22 protein-coding genes, 1 tRNA gene and 1 other RNA gene are annotated in these 18927 nt (G+C 36.8%); 21 read left to right on the forward strand and 3 right to left on the reverse strand.

Annotation, left to right across the window (positions count from 1 at the left end; genetic code table 11):
- The first annotated feature begins 76 nt into the window (after positions 1-76).
- The 9 genes from MK805_RS02775 to MK805_RS02815 all read left to right on the forward strand — a co-directional run bounded on the left by MK805_RS02775 (position 77) and on the right by MK805_RS02815 (position 8415).
- Positions 77-1216 carry an acyl-CoA dehydrogenase family protein gene (locus tag MK805_RS02775; RefSeq protein WP_240873672.1) on the forward strand — a complete coding sequence of 380 codons (1140 nt, stop codon included), beginning with the start codon at positions 77-79 and terminating at the stop codon, positions 1214-1216.
- A 328-nt stretch (positions 1217-1544) separates the two neighbouring features.
- Positions 1545-2129: a GNAT family N-acetyltransferase gene (locus MK805_RS02780; RefSeq protein WP_240873673.1), complete on the forward strand. Its 585-nt coding sequence runs from the start codon at positions 1545-1547 to the stop codon at positions 2127-2129.
- 223 nt (positions 2130-2352) lie between these two features.
- On the forward strand, positions 2353-3765 hold the full coding sequence (locus MK805_RS02785) for a M1 family metallopeptidase (RefSeq protein WP_240873674.1): 1413 nt from the start codon (positions 2353-2355) through the stop codon (positions 3763-3765).
- An 83-nt stretch (positions 3766-3848) separates the two neighbouring features.
- On the forward strand, positions 3849-4580 hold the full coding sequence (locus MK805_RS02790; RefSeq protein ID WP_240873675.1) for a tRNA (adenine(22)-N(1))-methyltransferase: 732 nt from the start codon (positions 3849-3851) through the stop codon (positions 4578-4580).
- A complete protein-coding gene (locus MK805_RS02795; RefSeq protein WP_240873676.1) occupies positions 4553-5656 on the forward strand; it encodes a Nif3-like dinuclear metal center hexameric protein in 1104 nt (367 codons plus the stop codon). Before MK805_RS02790 ends, MK805_RS02795 begins: the two co-directional genes overlap by 28 nt.
- A gap of 107 nt (positions 5657-5763) precedes the next feature.
- An RNA gene (gene rnpB, locus MK805_RS02800) (RNase P RNA component class A) lies at positions 5764-6180 on the forward strand.
- Positions 6181-6313: 133 nt separating this feature from the next.
- On the forward strand, positions 6314-6601 hold the full coding sequence (locus MK805_RS02805) for a hypothetical protein (protein WP_240873677.1): 288 nt from the start codon (positions 6314-6316) through the stop codon (positions 6599-6601).
- Positions 6602-6603: 2 nt separating this feature from the next.
- Positions 6604-7671, forward strand: a complete 1068-nt coding sequence (locus MK805_RS02810) for a M42 family metallopeptidase (protein ID WP_240873678.1) — start codon at positions 6604-6606, stop codon at positions 7669-7671.
- Between the two features lie 129 nt (positions 7672-7800).
- On the forward strand, positions 7801-8415 hold the full coding sequence (locus MK805_RS02815; protein WP_240873679.1) for a DedA family protein: 615 nt from the start codon (positions 7801-7803) through the stop codon (positions 8413-8415).
- Positions 8416-8471: 56 nt separating this feature from the next.
- Here MK805_RS02815 and ftsW read toward each other — a convergent pair whose 3' ends face one another.
- On the reverse strand, positions 8472-9587 hold the full coding sequence (gene ftsW, locus MK805_RS02820; protein WP_240873680.1) for a putative lipid II flippase FtsW: 1116 nt from the start codon (positions 9585-9587) through the stop codon (positions 8472-8474).
- On the opposite strand from ftsW, the gene MK805_RS18105 reads away from it, so the two are divergent.
- The 12 genes from MK805_RS18105 to MK805_RS02875 all read left to right on the forward strand — a co-directional run bounded on the left by MK805_RS18105 (position 9587) and on the right by MK805_RS02875 (position 17157).
- On the forward strand, positions 9587-9634 hold the full coding sequence (locus MK805_RS18105) for a hypothetical protein (RefSeq protein WP_420833048.1): 48 nt from the start codon (positions 9587-9589) through the stop codon (positions 9632-9634). The two genes, ftsW and MK805_RS18105, sit on opposite strands and share 1 nt — an antisense overlap.
- Positions 9635-9817: 183 nt before the next feature.
- The gene (locus tag MK805_RS02825) at positions 9818-10480 is read left to right on the forward strand and encodes a zinc metallopeptidase (protein ID WP_240873681.1); all 663 of its coding nucleotides are present in this window, start codon (positions 9818-9820) and stop codon (positions 10478-10480) included.
- Positions 10481-10486: 6 nt separating this feature from the next.
- Positions 10487-10924, forward strand: coding sequence for a YhcN/YlaJ family sporulation lipoprotein (locus MK805_RS02830; RefSeq protein WP_240873682.1), 438 nt, complete (start codon positions 10487-10489; stop codon positions 10922-10924).
- Positions 10925-11127: 203 nt separating this feature from the next.
- The gene (locus MK805_RS02835; RefSeq protein WP_240873683.1) at positions 11128-11400 is read left to right on the forward strand and encodes a DivIVA domain-containing protein; all 273 of its coding nucleotides are present in this window, start codon (positions 11128-11130) and stop codon (positions 11398-11400) included.
- Between the two features lie 87 nt (positions 11401-11487).
- Positions 11488-11805, forward strand: a complete 318-nt coding sequence (locus MK805_RS02840) for a DUF4190 domain-containing protein (protein ID WP_240873684.1) — start codon at positions 11488-11490, stop codon at positions 11803-11805.
- 129 nt (positions 11806-11934) lie between these two features.
- The gene (locus MK805_RS02845; RefSeq protein WP_240873685.1) at positions 11935-12564 is read left to right on the forward strand and encodes an O-methyltransferase; all 630 of its coding nucleotides are present in this window, start codon (positions 11935-11937) and stop codon (positions 12562-12564) included.
- Positions 12561-12797 (forward strand): PGPGW domain-containing protein, encoded by a 237-nt coding sequence (locus MK805_RS02850; protein ID WP_240873686.1) that lies wholly within the window; start codon positions 12561-12563, stop codon positions 12795-12797. The genes MK805_RS02845 and MK805_RS02850 overlap by 4 nt, the downstream gene beginning before the upstream one ends.
- Positions 12798-12847: 50 nt before the next feature.
- Complete coding sequence (locus tag MK805_RS02855) at positions 12848-13315, forward strand: DUF6042 family protein (RefSeq protein ID WP_240873687.1); 468 nt, start codon at positions 12848-12850, stop codon at positions 13313-13315.
- A gap of 43 nt (positions 13316-13358) precedes the next feature.
- Positions 13359-13829 carry a peptide-methionine (S)-S-oxide reductase MsrA gene (msrA, locus tag MK805_RS02860; protein WP_240873688.1) on the forward strand — a complete coding sequence of 157 codons (471 nt, stop codon included), beginning with the start codon at positions 13359-13361 and terminating at the stop codon, positions 13827-13829.
- 166 nt (positions 13830-13995) lie between these two features.
- On the forward strand, positions 13996-15135 hold the full coding sequence (locus tag MK805_RS02865) for a cysteine desulfurase family protein (protein WP_240873689.1): 1140 nt from the start codon (positions 13996-13998) through the stop codon (positions 15133-15135).
- Positions 15136-15142: 7 nt separating this feature from the next.
- Positions 15143-16309 carry a tRNA uracil 4-sulfurtransferase ThiI gene (gene thiI / locus MK805_RS02870; RefSeq protein WP_240873690.1) on the forward strand — a complete coding sequence of 389 codons (1167 nt, stop codon included), beginning with the start codon at positions 15143-15145 and terminating at the stop codon, positions 16307-16309.
- 209 nt (positions 16310-16518) lie between these two features.
- Positions 16519-17157: a TerC family protein gene (locus tag MK805_RS02875; protein WP_240873691.1), complete on the forward strand. Its 639-nt coding sequence runs from the start codon at positions 16519-16521 to the stop codon at positions 17155-17157.
- Between the two features lie 36 nt (positions 17158-17193).
- Here the strand turns inward: MK805_RS02875 and MK805_RS02880 are convergent.
- Together MK805_RS02880 and MK805_RS02885 are read right to left on the reverse strand one after the other, a co-directional pair.
- Positions 17194-17268 (reverse strand) — tRNA-Gln (locus tag MK805_RS02880).
- A 199-nt stretch (positions 17269-17467) separates the two neighbouring features.
- Positions 17468-18781: a helix-turn-helix domain-containing protein gene (locus MK805_RS02885; protein WP_240873692.1), complete on the reverse strand. Its 1314-nt coding sequence runs from the start codon at positions 18779-18781 to the stop codon at positions 17468-17470.
- Between the last annotated feature and the right edge of the window lie 146 nt (positions 18782-18927).

Consider the following 18927-nt stretch of genomic DNA (forward strand, 5'->3'; position numbering starts at 1 on the left):
AAATTGAAGAAAACAAACCTTCTCGCCTATAATAAGGTTGTAAGCGCTGTCAATAAGGGTTGTAGGAGGACAAAGAATGAACTTTGATCTTACGAAAGAACAATCCATGATTCAAAAGTTGATGCGTGAATTTGCAGAAGAAGAAGTAGCTCCAAAAGCTGATGAACGAGATAAAACTGGCGAGTTTCCGAGCGGAATCTTTAAAAAAATGGCTGATTTATCATTAATGGGTCTTAATTTCCCAGAAGATTATGGCGGCGGTGGGGCTGATACTATTTCCTTTGCAATTGCAGTCGAAGAACTAAGTCGGGTTTGTGCATCTACGGGAATAACCTACTCTGCTCATATTTCACTTGGATGTGCTCCCATCTACTTATTTGGTTCAGAGGAACAAAAAAAGAAGTATTTGATACCCCTATGTACTGGGGAATCTTTAGGCTCCTTTGGTTTAACTGAACCTAATGCAGGATCTGATGCAGCTGGAACACAGACATCAGCAGATAAATTAGCGGAAGGATGGTTGATACAAGGTTCCAAATGTTTTATTACAAATGCATCTCATGCCAAATTTCTAAGTTTAACTGCTCGAACAAACATAACAAAGAGTAATCGTGAAATCACTGCTTTTATCGTTCCAACGGATTTGAATGGTGTTACTATAAAAGATAATTATCTTAAATTAGGATTAAAAAGTTCAAATACAACAGAAATATTTCTAGACAAGGTTCTAATACCGCTAGAAAATGTATTAGGGGAAGTGGGAAATGGATTTCGCCAATTTTTGGTCACGCTAGATGGCGGAAGAATTGGCATTGGTGCGATGGCTGTAGGTATTGCCCAAGGTGCTTTTGAACTAGCTAAAAAATATGCTGGGCAGCGTATTCAATTTGGACATTCGCTGTCTAAATTACAAGCAATTCAGCATAAACTTGCTGATATGGCAATGGAAATCGAAATAGCGAGAAATTATGTTTATAAGGCAGCTTGGCTAAAAGACAAGGGAAGAAAATTCACGAAAGAGGCTTCTATTTGTAAATTATTTGCTTCAGAAGTTGCAATGCGTGTTTGTAACCAAGCGATTCAAATTCATGGCGGTTGGGGATATATTCATGATTTTAAAGTGGAACGCTTTTTTCGAGATGCCAAGTTGACGGAGATCGGTGAGGGTACTTCTGAAATACAACGAAATATTATTGCCCGGGAAATAGGATGTTAATCAATCCAAGCCACAACTTTTTATAAGTTGTGGCTTTCTCTAAGGATTTTACGGTAGAATTTACTTGTCTGTATATGAGGCAATTTTTTGAAACTCTCAACCCTTTAGGTGATGAGAGTATTCATTTCACTAATAATGTAAAAATAAATTATTTGTTTATGAATAAGTTAAATAGAAGCAAAAGGTAGTAGACTTATTCAATTCTTCTTAATGTATGAAAGTATTCATTCTATAGATAAGAAAACTCTATTTATTTAGGTGGGCGCGGTTGATTGACAATTTCTCCTTGTGTATGTAGAATCACATATGAGGGAGAGAAGTTATCGAGATGTTACCTATATTGGAAAATTTTCCCCATTCATTTGAAACAGAGCGATTATTCATTCGAATGCCGCTGCCAGGTGATGGTGAAGTCGTTCATGAAGCAATGATGGAATCGATGGCTGAGTTGAAAGAGTGGATGCCATGGGCACAATCCTGTCCATCAAAAGAGGAAACAGAGGCGAATGTTAGAAAAGCCCATGCCCAATTTTTAGAACGGACCGATTTACGCTTTCACTTGTTTGAAAAAGATACTAAAAAATTTATTGGCAGCAGTGGATTACATCGTATGGATTGGTCTGCTCGAAAATTTGAAATTGGATATTGGTGCAGAACAGCTTTAACTGGAAAAGGGTATATTACAGAGTCTGTTCGGGGAATTTCTGTTTTTGCTTTCCAGATTTTAAATGCCAATCGAATCGAGATCAACTGTGATGAAAGAAACGTAAGAAGTAGAAAAGTTGCAGAACGTTTGGGTTTTCAATTGGAAGGTATATTACGAAATTATCAATTAGGTGTAGATGGTCAACTGGAAAATGTATGTGTTTATGCCCTAACAGATAATGATTTTAAACAACTGAGTGAAAAATAATAAAATTAATTTGGTCTTCATTATTGAATAGGTTGTTTTTTGTTGTGAATTATTTAAATTATAAGATTATTATAAAAGAGTGCATAGAAGGAAGCTGAAGTCAAGGTTTTTCATAACATAATTGTTAAAACATAATAATGCGCAGGAAGATGTTTCGTTTTCTACATGTTTTTCTTTCTTATTGGTAATCCTAATTTTTAGGTACCAGTGAAGGAGTGGAAAGATGAAACGTGAATTATTAGCTACTGCGCTTTTAGGAACAATAACACTACCTTTTTTATGTAATATAAACCAAACGTTTGCAGTAGAATCAGGAACAAATAGACCTACATATCAGATTGATGCTACTTACTTAGAAAAAAAAGATATAGTAAAAGGACATATGTCTGTGACATTGCCTGAAATTCGAAATGGAATTCAAAATGAAGTATATTTTCGTTTGTACCCAAATGTTTTTCAGGATTGGAAATATAATAAAGAAGCCAAACCATCAAAAGAAGGTCATATTGCCATTTCTCATGTAAAAGTGGATGGTGTAAAACAGAGCGCTACTATTAATGATACTGTAATGAAAGTAAGACTTCCTAAGCCACTACAAAAAGGAAGAAGTGCCAAAATAGAATTAGATTATAAGCTGTATCTGCCACATGGAGGTACACGATTAAACAAATATAAAAATACTGCTTTTCTTGCGCAGTGGTATCCGATGCTTGCTGTTAAAGATAAAGACGGGTGGCATACAGAGCCCTATACAACAACAGGTGATCCGTTTTATAGCACAATGTCTGATTTTGATGTTACATTTCATGTGCCGAAAGGTTATCAAGTTATTTCAACCGCGAAAGATATTCATCAAACAAAAGAAAATGTGCATTTACAACAGTATAATGTAAGAGATTTTGTTGCGGTTCTTACCAAAGACTATCAAGTTTTGAGCAGGGAATCAGGAACCACAAGAGTAAATTTATGGTATACCAATACTACAAAAGACGTTAGTGAGCCGTTATTGAATGCTGCAGTAGATGGATTGCGGTTTTATGGGAATCGATTTGGTCACTACCCGTATCAAGAAGTAGATGTAGTTTTAGGCGAAACTGGATATGGCATTGCAGGAATGGAGTACCCTGGTCTTGTAACTTCACTTCCTAAAGTTCCGACATCAAATGGGATTTCCCCCGCAGTAAATGTAGTGGTCCACGAATTAGCTCACCAGTGGTGGTATGGAGTAGTAGGTAATAATCAAGCAAAGGAACCTTGGTTAGATGAAGGTTTAACTACCTTTTCAGAGTTTCTCTATATGCAAAAGCGTATGAAACAAGATGATGCACCTTGGTTAAAGAGAGTGGCTATCAAAACAGACGAAATACATCGATCAGCAGGAATTACGTCAGCTCAGCGTTTGTATGATTATCCTGACGAACTCTATGGAATTATGGTCTATTTACGTCCAGCGGCGATGATGTTTGCTTTAATGGACGAAATTGGAGAAAAGAAAGTCATGAAAATCTTAAATACGTACTATCATCAATATCAGTTTAAAATCGCAACCACTTCAGATTTTCTGCGCATTGCAAATCAAGTAGCAGGGAAAAATTTAACTCCTTTTTTCGAGAAATGGTTGTATTTCAAAGGATGAGCAAAAAAACGAGCAACTTAAGTTGCTCGTTTTTTCAATAGGGTAAGATATAATAGAGTGAGGCAAATGGGGCAGGTGGAAATGTGAAAGGAAAATTGTCAAAAAGATTAAAGGAAGTAGCTAAGTTTGTACCTGTTGATACTACAGTTGCTGATATAGGTGCAGACCATGGTAAGTTATTGGTTTATTTAGCACAACGCAATAAAATTGCCAGAGGGATAGCGGGCGAATTAAACCGAGGACCATGGGAAAATGCTACTGATTTTGTACATAGAAATGGATTTCAAGAAGTCATCGATGTAAGGTTAGGAGATGGCCTTGATGTCATTCATGAAAAAGTAGATGTTATCGTAATTGCTGGCATGGGTGGTGCTCTCATTACTAGCATTCTAGAAAAAGGCCGTAATAAGTTAAATGGAGTAAGCAGGTTGATTCTCCAACCCAATATTGGTGAAAATCATATTCGCAAATGGCTAGATCAAAATAATTGGTATTTGGTAGATGAAGAAATCGTAGTAGAAGATGGGATCTATTATGAGATTATTGTTGCAGAACAAAATGAATCTGTGTTTGCATATCATCGGCTTCCCCTTCAAAAAGACAGTTTCTTTCAGATAGGGCCACTATTGTGGAGGAAAAAGCACGCCCTTTTGGTTCCAAAATTAAAATTAGAAGTGCAAAGAAAATTGGAAGTTCGCAAGCAGCTCAGTAATGCCAAATCAGAAGATGCAAAAGAAAAATTGGAGGAGATCGATTCTGAAATTAATGATAAGGAGCAGGTGATACGATGGCTATCAATGGACAACAGCTTATAGAAGTTTTCGAGCGGATGGTACCTCCAGATCTTGCATTGGATCAAGATCGAATCGGCTTCCAATTGGGAAGTTTAGAACGTAAAGTTACAGGAATTTTAGTAACATTGGAAATAACGGATGCTGTCGTCAATGAGGCGATTGCTTTAGGAGCCAACTGGATTTTTACGCACCATGCTCTTATTTTCCAGCCGCTTGATTCTGTTCGCATGGATCAGCCGAAGGGAAAATTAATTGAAAAATTGATTACAAACCAGATTCAAGTATATGTAGCCCATACCAATCTAGATACTGTAAAAGATGGTGTAAATGATGTATTAGCAGATGAGATAGGTTTGCTGGAAAAGAAGACATTTCTCGTCCATGGTAGTGATCCGTTATTAAAACTTGTTGTTTTTGTGCCTTCCAGCCATCTAGAAGCAGTAAGAACTGCAATTGGTAATAATGGAGCAGGGGCTATAGGAGCATATAGTCATTGTACATTTGCGGGAAAAGGAACGGGTACATTTTTAGCAGGTAAAGACACCACCCCTTTCGTGGGTATTCAAGGAGAGTTATCAAAAGTAGACGAATACCGATTAGAGACGATTATGCCAAAATCGTTAGAAAAGAGGGTGCTTCAAGCAGTTTTTGACGCTCATCCTTATGAAGAGGTAGCCTACGATATTTATCCACTTGCCCGAAGCGTTCCATATGGAATGGGTAAAGTCGGGAACCTCTTGGGAGAAATGACATTGGAAGATTTTGTCCTGCATCTGAAAAAAGCGTATCAATTGGATCATGTACATGTTGTTGGAAACGGAAATGAAAAAGTAAAAAGAATAGCTCTTCTAGGTGGAGCTGGAAGCCGTTATGTATTGGAGGCAAAAAGACACGGGGCTGATGTTTACCTTACAGGAGATATCGATTATCATACTGCGAAACTTGCTTTAGAGGAAAATATTTCGCTCGTTGATATAGGGCATGCCACTGAACAGCGAGTAGTTCCCCATGTTTGTCGCCAATTGGAAAACCTCTTAGAAGGCAATACTAAAGTTTTTCCTTCTAAAGTCAATCAAAATCCATTTCGAGTATTATAATTTAGATTCATTCTTCTTTCCTATCTATAGGAAATGAATAGAAATTGTTTCCAAGTTATATTTTGCTATTGATTATGTCTATTACTTCTGTTAAAATATCAATTCGTGGAAGTAAACAGAGCAATCGCCGGTGGATAACCGAAAGGTGCCACGGGAGGAAAGTCCGAGCTCCATAGGGCAGGGTGCCGGCTAACGGCCGGTGGGGGCAACCCTAAGGCTAGTGCCACAGAAATGAAGACCGCCGATGGAGGGAAACCTCACAGGCAAGGATGCAACGGTGCGGTAAGAGCGCACCAGCAGCATGGGAACATGCTGGCTAGGTAAACCCCACCTGGTGCAAGACCTGATAGAGAATCCGTATCTTTGGATACAGCTGTTGCCCGCAGTGATTCTGGGTAGGTCGCTTGAGCCAAGTAGCAATACTTGGCCTAGACAGATGATTGCTGCTCCATTTTGTGGGAGATATGACAAGCTATCGATTACCACTTGGAGAACAGAACTCGGCTTATTGGTTGCTTCCTATTAGCTTGTTTTAGATGCTTAGCGTCTTTTTATTATGAAAATACAAAGCAGAGACTAGTTCTTCGGACTAGTCTTTTTTATTAGTATAAAAGGTAAGGAAATGCTTATCCTATATAAAAAAAGGTAGGTACTTATATGGAGGTATTTTCTACATACGAAGCTTATCTTAATCGTTATAAGACATATTATGATGAAGAAGGTGATGAAAGGCCTGGTATGCTTACATCGGAAGAGTTTTATAAGCAGTTTAAACTATTGCGAGAAAGTTACCAAGCTTATCATGATCTGATTCAAATGGGTCAAACTACAGAAGCATCGCTATACTATACACAGATCATTAATCAACTTGAAAATCAGTTAGCAATTGCGGATGCATCTGATAATTTTAGACAGGAAATATACATCGGGTCCAAAGGAGAGTAAACATGCGATTGTTACAACGATTAACCGAAGCAAATGGTGTTTCTGGGTATGAACATGAAGTGCGAGATATAGTAAGGGATGAACTGCAACAGTTTGATGTCCATATTGTTGGAGATGGCTTAGGTAGTATTTTTGGAGAAAAAAAAGGCACATCAGAGAAACCTCGTATTCTGTTAGCAGGTCATTTGGATGAAGTTGGTTTTATGGTTTCAGAGATTACAAAAAGCGGTTATTTGCGCTTTACACCTCTAGGTGGCTGGTGGAGCCAAGTTCTTTTATCTCAACGTGTGATCGTCCTGTCTGGAAACCGTAAATTTACAGGTGTTATTGGTTCTAAAGCCCCTCATGTCTTAACAGTAGAAGAACGAAATAAAGTATATCCAATGAAGGAAATGTATATTGATATAGGAGCGCACAGTGATAGTCAGGTTAAAGAATGGGGAATTCGAGTTGGTGATCCAGTTGTTCCCACCTGTCCTTTTGAAATTTTGCCAGACCAAGACACAATACTAGCAAAAGCGCTGGATAACCGTATGGGTTGTTATGTAGCGTTAGAAGTATTGCGTAGATTACAAGTAGAGGATCATCCAAATACAGTAATAGCAGGTGCAACTGTGCAAGAAGAAGTAGGTCTTCGCGGTGCACAGACAGCAGCGTATGCAGTGGATCCAGACATCGCGTTTGCGATAGATGTAGGGATAGCCGAAGATGCACCAGGACAGGAAAATTTGTTGCATCCTAAAATGGGTGAAGGTCCAGTTATTACTTTTCTAGATGCCACTATGGTACCTAATATTGGTTTACGTGATTTAGTATTGGATACAGCTGCAGAAAATAGAATCCCTATCCAATCTGAAACCATGCTTGGTGGAGGAACTGATGCGGGAAGATTTCATATGAATCAACGTGGGGTTCCTTCTTTGGTAGTCGGAGTTGCCGCTCGTTATATTCATAGCCATGTTTCAATGGTGAGCAAAAAAGATGTTGAAAATGTAGTGGAATTAATGGTAAAAGTAATTCAAAAGATCGATGAGAAAAAATACAGAGAGCTTATATCTTTCTTACATTGAAAGAATGGATAGATGAAATAGTAAATGAAACTTGTCAATTGGCAAGTTTCATTTACTATTTTGTGCAACTGCATCATTTGTGGTATTGTATACTTTAGCTAATAAAGCATTGTTAAACGGGGTTGTACCATGGATCAATGGTTGGTTGAGTTTTTACAACACTATGGATATATAGGAGTTTTTCTTTTTTTTGTACTAGGTATTGTTGGATTACCTCTACCCGATGAGATTATGATGACTTTTTTAGGATACCTCTCTTCCATTGGGCAGCTGCATCTTATCTATACTTTCCTCAGCGCTCTTTTAGGCTCCGCGACAGGTATTACAATCAGCTATATTCTAGGTAGAAAGTTAGGATATCCTTTTTTACGAAAATACGGAAGTAAGATTTTTATCACGAGAAGAAGATTGCGGATTTCTCAGTTGTTGTTTCGTAAATATGGAAGTGCTCTTCTTTCTGTTGGTTATTTTATTCCAGGAGTTCGTCATGTAACAGCTTATCTTGCGGGAATTGCTTGTATGTCTATCACCAGATTTGCCATATTTGCATATACAGGTGCTATTGTCTGGTGTGCAACTTTCATCGGTTTAGGCCATGTACTTGGTTCCAATTGGGAGATGCTATTTGACTATATTCATCGTTTTGGGACGAAGGCACTCTACATCATAGTACCGCTAGCGGCTATTTCATTTGGTTACTACTTTTGGAGCCAAAATCGTTCCGTCAACAAAAAATCATCCTAGATAAATGCTTGCTATCTTAATAAACAAACCTGCTATCCACAAAAAATAGCAGGTTTTTATTTTTCATCCGAGGTTACTTTTTTTCGAGTGGTTTGGTACCGAGATATATTGAGTAGTATTCCAGTTGCAATTAGTTGAAACATTAAGGATGAGCCACCATAGCTAATAAAAGGAAGTGGGACTCCTGTAACAGGTAGTAATGCGGTGACTACACCGAGATTGAAAATCACTTGTATAGCAAAAAGACTAACGATACCAATGCCAAGCAGAGTACCAAAAAGATCTTGTGCACGGGATGCGATTCTTACTCCACGGATGACATATATACCAAATAAAACAATTAATGCTCCAGCTCCAATAAACCCAAGTTCCTCTGCAATAATGGAAAAAATAAAATCTGTATGTGCTTCTGGTAGATATGCCATTTTTTGAATACTGTTACCTAGACCTACGCCTGTTATCCCCCCTGGTCCAATAGCGTACAACGAATAGATAACTTGGTAACCATGATTCTGGGGGTCACTAAATGGATTAAAAAGAGCCATAACTCGATTAACACGATATTGATCTAAGAATAGAACACCAACTAAAATGGGTATTCCCGCACTGGCAAGAAGGAAAAGTTGCCTAAGTTTTGCTCCACCACAAAAAATGATGATCATACACGTGCTAAAAATAATGATTGTTGCACTATAGTGAGGTTGTATTACCAAAAACCCACAAAAAATAGTGATGACGGTAAGTGGAGGAAGGATTGTTTTCTTAAAACTGTCTAATACTTCTTGTTTTTTCACCATGATGGAAGAGGTATATAAGATCATTACAATTTTTACAAATTCAGAAGGTTGAAATGTAAATGATCCGATGCTGATCCATCTTCTTGCACCATTAGTCTCGCTGGCAAATAGCAAAACGAATATTAGCATAAACAAAGACACTAATAATAGCTTTCCTACATGCTTCCGATACCAATGGTATGGAATATTGGAAAAGATAAAAAAAAGAACTAATCCAATTCCAGCAAAAATCAATTGTTTGTTGAAAAAGTAATAGGCGTTTTGGTAATCCAGAATTCCTTTATAATAGCTTGTACTAAAGACCATCACAAGACCATATCCAACTAGAATAAACGTCAATAGGATAAGCCAGAAATCTGGCTTTGTTCGTTGCATTGAAAAACTCCTCATTTGCATGTTCTTGGATATCTTATCAAAAGTAAAACCAAAGCTCTAGTTTTTTGCTTAAAGTTAGGTTAATTCGTGAGGAGAAACGTTAGAAACTGCTCCGTGTTGGGAGTATTCATATACCCATATTTTCCATAAAGCATAAAAATCCTTCACCTGCACAAGATAGAAAGAGAAAGTAGGGGAAGGATATGTTTTTTGTATCGAACATTTTTGTTATGTTTGTTGCGGTTTTGATCACTATTTATGCTCAGATTAAAGTAAAAAGTGCTTTTCACCACTGGTCACAAATACCTGCTAGGTCTGGTTATACAGGCTTAGAGGTTGCCAGACACATATTAGATCGAAATGGACTCCAACATGTCCAAGTAGAACCTATTCGAGGCAGTTTTAGTGATCACTATGACCCAACAAGCAAAATAATACGCCTTTCGGAAGCAGTATATGACAAATCATCAGTTGCTGCGATTTCGGTTGCAGCACATGAATGTGGACATGCTTTGCAACATCAGGAAGATTATCAAGCTCTCGTTATTCGACATCGGTTGGTACCCTTATTAAATTTTACTTCTGGTGCTGCGCCGATTTTGTTACTTATCGGTTTTTTTCTGCAATTATCCAATCTAATTCTTGTCGGTATTTTGTTTTACTTAGTAACAGTATTGTTTCATCTTGTGACATTACCAGTGGAGTTCAATGCTAGTTCGAGAGCCAAACATATTATCTTTTCGGAAGGCATCATTGCCAGAGAAGAAGAAGTAGGAGTTCAAAAAGTGTTGAATGCTGCGGCTTTTACTTATGTTGCAAGTGCGTTAGTAGCAATTATAGAGCTAGCTCGATTTATTCTTTTGTATGTTTTATCTCAAAATAACGAGAGGTGACGGGTAATGCGGCAACTTTTATATGGTTTCCTAGTAATTCTATCTATAGGTGTGATGGGATGTGCGAGATATCATTCTCAGTCACCTGTACAAGAACAAAATATGCTGCCAACAAGATATCAAACAAATATAGATCGTACAAATTCACTGTATACCAGAAATGCCAATTTTGTTACACGAAAAACACCGACTACAGGTGTGAGGATTGAAAATGAAATAGCTAAAAAAATTTTAAAGGTATATCCTCAATTAAAGGCTGTTTCAGTTGTTATCATTAAAAATAGAGCTTATGTTGCCGTTATACCAAATTCTAAAATGTCTTCATTGGGTCATTTGAGAGTTGGTATTCCTGCACTTGTAAAAGATATGGATGCAGCTGTTGAAAAGGTATATGTTTCAGATAATCCTGGATTTCGAAAAATAGTTGAACAACATAAAAAGTAAAATACACGAGATGGCTTTATTAGCCATCTTTTTATACGATTAAAAAAATAATATGAATAACCTGAATTACAGGAAAAAAAGAACTCAAGCTTGATGTTTCAGTATGGTAAGGCTTTTCAATTGACAAGTTTACTTTACGATAACCAAAGAATTCGTATATAATAAAAAAATGAAACGTTGATGTTGATAGGAGTGTCTAGATAGTGAAACGTTTAACACCGATGGAGATTTTTAACAAAGACTTTAAACAATCGATGCGTGGGTATGATGTAAATGAAGTAAATGAATTTCTTGACCTTGTTATCCGAAACTATGAAGAAATACTCAAAGAAAACGAGTATCTAAAGGAACAACTAACAACATCGAAGAAATATAATACAGCTAGACAGAAAGCCATACCTAATATGAGTGAGTATGACGCTGTAATAAATGAAATATTGACAAGATTAGAACGAATTGAGAAAGTTATGCGGTAGGTAATAGATAACAACATAAAACATGCATGATTTCATCCTGATCTATAGAAACTAAGGATAGTTTCCATAAAGATCAGGAGGGTTATGATGGACAAAGAGAAAAAGAATCAAAATAAGAAACACCAAGACACAGAAACTGCCGCTGAATTAACTCCAACTGGGGTAAATCCTGTTGATGCTTCCAGAGAAGAAAGAAAAGAAAATGGTACAGGTATTGGTGTGACAGCATTAGTTCTGTCAATACTAGGATTTTTTCTGTATCCTTTCATCTTATCTGTTTTGGGAATAATACTGGGAATAGTTGGTGGGCTAAGAGGAAGTGCTGCTGGTTGGTGGGCAGTAGGAATTGGTGCTTTTATTCTTCTTATCCGTATACTTGCTTTTCCTATACTAGCTATATTTTAGTAGCCTCTCCATTTGAGAGGCTTTTCTTTCCACTCTAAATAATCTAGTATATAATAGGGAAACGATATAAAGCTATATCTCTATTCCTCTAACTTAGAGTTTAAATTTGTAATTTCTAAGGAGCATCTAATGGATCAAACTAAGTATATCCGTGATCTATTTGTTAACGAAGATGATGTTTTAGCGTCAATTGGTTCACGTTTAACTTCATTAGGAATGCCCCTTATCTCTGTACCATCAGAAGTAGGTAAGTGGTTGACAATGATGGTGCGGATGACTGGTGCAAAAAAGATATTGGAAGTAGGAACATTGGCAGGGTACAGTACCATATGCTTGGTGCGAGGTTTGAATAAGGATGGACACTGTACTACAATCGAACTTAAAGAAGAACACGCTAAATTAGCAAGGTATCATTTTGAGGAAGCGGGACTTCAAGATTGTGTAACGACTCTTGTAGGAGATGCTTCCTTACAATTAGCAAAATTAATTCAAGAAGAGAAAAAGTTCGATTTTATATTTCTTGATGCAGATAAAGTTAATTATCCAACATATTTGGAACAAGTTATTCAGTTATCTTTACCTGGTACTGTAATTGTTATGGATAACTTGCTTTTAGGTGGTAGAGTTCTTGATGGAGAAGATCAACATCCAGCTCCAATTGCTGTTCGAAAAGTAACAAAGATGTTGGCAAGTCATTCTCATTTAGAATCAATGTTGTTACCTGTCGGAGATGGGTTAGGGGTGGCAATAGTCCAATGAATCGATCTGCAAAACAAGTTATGATAATTATTGGTGGGTACTTTTTTTTAATTCTAGGTGTGATAGGAGCAATTTTACCTATTATGCAAGGATGGTTCTTCTTTCTAATTGGTTTAGTGATGTTATCCAAAACAACACCATGGGCGAGAAGGTGGCTTCATAAACTCCGGCTGCGCTTTCCAAAACTAGCGTCAAAAGCGGACAAATTGGTTTCTAAATGGCGAAGAAATTAAAACAGTAACAGAGCACAAGATGAAAGAATAGCGCTGCAAAGGGGAAAAAGATGCGCATTCAGACAATTCTCAGTACGGGCTGGTCAGCAGAATATATTCAAGTACCAGCAGTATTTTTTGAGTTTGGTTGGAACCTCTATCTGCCACAGGGAATGAATTCAGTTGTGCTGAGTGTTGTTGCTTTTATTTATCAAGGGTACTCCAAATCAGAAATATTTTTATATATGGAACAAGAGGCAGAAAAGTTAGCTATTCAACCTTTTCCACTAGCTGAAGCACAAAAAAAACAAATACATCATCACTTGTTTCTTCGTGAACAATGGTGTGAGTCTATATTGGTACGTTCTGATTTGTCTTATCCCACGACAGTAAAGGAAATGATTCAGTTATTAATTGATATCGGTATTTTAATCGAGGTAAAACATCGAGAAAAGACTTATTTAGATCTAATTTTAAAGCCTTTTCCACGTCCGGAAGAGTCTTTGTCACTAACACCTGAAGAAATGATCAAGCAATGAAACAAAAAGAATTTTACCGATTCTCATAAGGAGGATTAAATTCATGGCTAAAGCAACTTTTGGAGCAGGATGTTTTTGGGGAGTAGAAGAACTTTTTCGTAAAATCCCTGGTGTTAAAAGTACTTCAGTAGGATATACAGGCGGAACAACGGAAAATCCTACTTATGAGGATGTTTGTACAGATAAGACTGGTCATGCTGAAGTAGTTGATATCGATTTTGATCCAAGTGAAGTTTCTTTTCAAGACCTGCTAAAAATATTTTTTGAAAACCATAATCCAACTACATTAAACCGTCAAGGTCCAGACAAAGGCACTCAATATCGTTCAGCTATTTTTTACCATTCTGAAGAACAAAAACAACAGGCAGAACAGATGAAGAAAGAACTTGATCAGTCTGGGAAGTTCTCCAAACCAATCGTTACAGAAATTACAGCTGCGAAGCCTTATTACCCTGCTGAGGAGTATCATCAAAAGTATTTGCAAAAACGAGGCAAAGATTCTTGTCATATTTAGGCGAGGAAAATCGCCTTTTTTTTCTAAACAAAAAGATTTGTTTTTATCTGAAGCTATAGACTTGCCAGCAGGCAAGTTTTCTTTCATATAACAGAATCATTTTTTGTTTTTTTATCCTTATCTGATAAGATAGGATTTACTATATTTTTCGGGAAGGGTTAGTTTTATGCATTATCTTGATAACAGTGCTACTACTAAGCCATTTAAAGAAGTTATCGAACTGATGGGCCGGGTGATGGAGCATACTTATGCCAATCCCGCATCTTTACATGGACTTGGGTTTAAAGCAGAAAAAATAGTTGAAAACGCTCGCCATTTGATCGCTAAAGAGCTAAATGCTATTCCTTCAGAAATCGTGTTTACTTCTGGAGGGACAGAAGCAAACAATCTTGCAATTCAAGGAGTTGCAAAAGCCTATCAAAATAGAGGAAGGCATATTATCACAACCAAAATAGAGCATGACTCTGTTTATGAAGTTTTTCGTGACTTAGAAAAGCAAGGTTATTCTGTTACGTACCTGTCTGTAAACGAATCAGGTGAAATATCACTAGAAGAATTACAAGCCTCCCTTACCGATAAAACGATATTGGTATCGATTATGCATGTAAATAATGAAACAGGTTCTATTCAATCTTTGGAGGAAATTGGACAATTACTATCTTCCTTTCCAAAATTATTTTTTCATGTAGATGCTGTTCAATCTTTCGCTAAGTTACCAATTGATGTTAATAAGATGAAGATTGACTTACTCTCTTTATCCGCTCATAAATTTCATGGACCTAAAGGTATTGGAGCTTTATATTTGAAAAAAAATAAACTGATCCAACCATTATTGATTGGTGGCGGTCAAGAACAAGGATTCCGTTCTGGTACGCTTGCTGTTCCATTGATAGTAGGTATGGGGAAAGCTTTAGAAATAGCTTCAAACAACAGAGATGTTTTTTATCAACAAGCGAAATATTGGAAAAAAGATTTGCTTTTTGTTTTATCCAATTTAAACGGGATTGTTCTAAATGGAGCTAAAGGAGTCCCGTATATTTTGAATTTTTCTTGCCCGGGAATAAAATCAGAAGTACTCGTTAGGGCACTCGAAGAAAAAAGGCTATATGTTTCGAGTAAATCTGCTTGTTCTTCCAAAAAAGAAACTCCAAGTCGTGTACTTCTTGCAATGGGTAAAAAAAGAACGGAAGCAATAAGCGGAATACGGATCAGTATGGGTATGTTAACAACGCTCCAAGATATAGAAGCTTGCAGCCAAGCGATATCAAATGTCATACCTACTTTACAACAATGGATAAAGGTGTAGATGATTCATGAATTGGAATGTTATTTTAATACGATATGGTGAACTTTCGCTAAAAGGCAGAAATCAAAAGTTATTTGAAGATCGACTTGTTCAAAACATTAGAAGAAAATTAACAAATTTTGAAAGTGTTCATGTAACACGGGAACATGGGCGTATTTTTGTTGAACTTGGCGATCATCCTGCACCTCCTATTATCGAGACACTGAAAGATATTTTTGGAATCGTCAGTTTTAGCCCAGCTATTCGCATTCATTCTCAAATCGATGAGATAGAGCAGACTGCTGCTAAAGTTTTTGCGTCTTATCCAGGAATTACGACGTTTAAGATAGAAAGTAGACGAGCAGACAAGCGGTTTCCAATACGTACGGGTGAGATAAATCCACGAGTTGGACAATATATTTTGGATAGATTACCGCAAGCAAAAGTCGATGTTCATCACCCAGAATTAGAAATAAAAATAGAAGTTCGTATCAAAGGAACTTATATTTATGGAAAAGAAACTGCAGGTGCTGGTGGATTGCCAGTAGGTACTAGTGGAAAAGTGTTATTATTACTATCAGGTGGTATTGATAGTCCAGTAGCAGGTTATTTGGCTTTAAAACGCGGTGTAGAATTACATGCCATTCATTTCCATAGTTATCCATTTACTAGTGAAAGAGCGAAGCAAAAAGTATTAGATTTATCCAAAATTCTGACACGTTTTGGAGGGAAAATTCGACTTTACGTAGTTCCTTTTACCAATGTTCAGACAGAAATTCGGAAACATTGTTACGATAATTACAGTATTACTATAATGCGACGTATGATGATACGGATCGCTGAGCAAGTTGCACAAAAATTTGATTTAAAAGCACTTATAACTGGTGAATCTCTTGGACAGGTTGCGAGCCAGACATTAGAAAGCCTTCAAGCAATAAACGATGTGACAAATATGCCTATTTTGCGCCCCTTAATTAGCATGGATAAAACGGAAATCATGAAAATTGCCAATAACATTGGTACATATGAAACTTCTATTTTGCCTTATGAAGATTGTTGTACCGTATTTGTACCAGAACAACCAAAAACAAAGCCAACTGTCAAAGTATGTAATCGTGAAGAACAGAAACTAGAAGTTGAATCATTGGTAAATGAAGCAGTAGCAGGTATAGAAATCATTGATTTTCGATTTTAAACTTCTTAAGATCTAGCTGCTTTTGAAGTAGCAAGTTGAAGGGAAAGCTGTATGATGTGCAGCTTTCTTTTTCATTTTACAAAGTCAATAAATTATCCTATATAAAAAGCTTTCATTATTGGTTATACGATTTGAGTAATATACATAAATTGTCCATGAGGACAAACTGGGAAAGGAAGAAACAGATGGAATCTACGTTTTGGATTAGTATGTTTACCATTGTCCTCTCCGATCTCTTATTGAGTGGAGATAATGCTGTTGTAATAGGTATGGCAGCGAGGAGATTACCAAAAGAACAACGCAAACGTGCGATATTAATTGGTTCTGGTATTGCTGTTATCTTGCGTGCGTCTCTTACTACCATTGCAGTATATTTGTTGCACATTCCTTTTTTAATGACAGCTGGAGGATTGTTGTTATTTTTTATCGCAGGTAAATTAGTTGTTGGTGAAAATCATGATATGACGCACGTAGAAGCTGGAGGTACTTTTCGTAGTGCTATTAAAACCATTATTGTGGCGGATGTTGTGATGAGTCTGGATAATGTGATGGCAGTAGCAGGTGCTGCCCATGGAAATGTGTGGTTAGTGCTATTTGGTTTAGCACTTAGTATCCCACTCTTGATGTGGGGAAGTGGATTTGTTGCTCGATTTATTGCGAGATTTCCTTTTATTTTATATATCGGTGGGGCAGTACTCGGTTATATTGCGGGAGATCTAATTATTCATGACCCTTGGGTATTTCAATATGTGAGGGATGTTGAATTTCTAGAAATCTTGCCTTACGCAACTGCTATTCTCATCTTGCTGTCCTCTGTTCCAAAATTGGTTCCTCATGTAAAAAAATAAAAAGGCGCGGAAAACGCCTTTTGTATTACGTGCGAATGGCTGGGGAAGCAGGATTCGAACCTACGCATCACGGAGTCAAAGTCCGTTGCCTTACCACTTGGCCACTCCCCATCACTAAAACTAGTATGAGTTAGATACTTTTTTTTATGCATTTTGTTATAAAAAAAGTTTTTTATTTAAGTTTACTATTTTTTCAATCAGGAATAAAATAAAGCTAGCCCCTAACGGCTAGCTCAAATAATAGCAATTTTTACTTACAAAAAATAGTTCCTTTTAGGTATGGATTGGCTCGCTTGTTGTTTTTCGCATATTAATCACCTCCTCTTTGGAGTTGGATACTCACAGATACCAAGCTGTTAACATAGTTTTGATATTGTTCACTATCCAAGTAGGTCTGGCATTGGCACAGTTTGGTTAGTGATTCTCTTTCTTGTTTATACAGTTTGTGATCTTGAGCAATGTGCAGTGCTTTTTGTAGAGATAGAACAGCTTTCTCCGTATTATCTAATGAAAGATATAGATCACCTAGTGCATTGTATGCATCATATATTTGATCCATCCGACTCCCGTCAGAGGTCTTAACGGCTTCTATTAAATGAGACTCCGCCTTTGAATATTCTTTCATTTGCAGATAAATAAGTCCTAGTTGTAATCGAATATAAGTAAACCAGTTTTCATAACTTACTCTTGGTTTTAACCGTAAAGCAGTTTGGTAGCAGATAAGTGCAACAGAAAATTCTTCCTGTTCAAAAAATATATCGCCTAAGCTACTCCAAAGCTGAAATGATCGATCGTAACTCTGACTGATACGAGCAATCTCAATACCTATCTCGGCACTTTGAATTGCTTGAGTGTAGCATTTATTTTCTATCAAAGCATTTACTTCCACGTTGTAAGGGTAAATAAAACTTAGACCCGTTTCTTGTGATCCAAGGTTATGTTTGCAATTTTTGACCATTTCCAAACTCTCTTCCAATTTATCTTGTTTTAATAAGTAGAGAGAATGATTGGAAAGCAAAATGGCCTTGGTGTATTTTCTTGTGCCTTGTTCTACAAAAGAATCAATTCCTCGTTGATTATAGGCAATGGTTTCGTCATAATTTTTTTCTTGAAAAAAGATACGAGCAAGTTCTCCAAAACAAGATGATTTTAAATTGGTAGACTCCCAAACTCCTAGATTACGATCAATTAACTTGATTGCTTCTAGTAGAACATTTTTGGCTTTATCATAAGATTTTTTTTGATAATAAATCTTACCTCTTAAGAAGTTGACCATTGGTTTGACGTGAATTTTTTCATGCAATCCTGATGCTTTCAGCTGCCTCAAGCCTTCTTTTGCCCCAACCAAATCAATAATGGTCTCTATTGACTTTAATTGAAGATGTTCCACTTGGGCGATACTATTTTCTTCTTCCAGCAATTCTTGCAGTTTTTCTGTACTGTAGCCTAATTTTTCTAAGTAGTAAAACCGCTTGTGCTTGCTGACAGTAGGATCACCTCTTTCGATTTTACTAATCGTACCTTGGGAAATCTCTTTATCTTCAAAAAATTTCATAGGGAGACCGCGAGATGTTCTCAGTTTACGGACAATTTTGCCGAAGTCTAGCGAATTATATCGATCCATCTGGTTGATCCCTGCCTATAGATGTTATTTTGTTTGTTCAAAGATTCGATGTCAAATCCTGTTTTCCTTCTCCGAAACTTGGATTTTTCTGTCATTATTATGGAAAATATTAAATTGTCTCTTTTTGAGTATTTTTGGGCGAAAAA

Source organism: Shimazuella soli (assembly GCF_022511585.1).
GTDB lineage: Bacteria > Bacillota > Bacilli > Thermoactinomycetales > Thermoactinomycetaceae > Shimazuella > Shimazuella soli.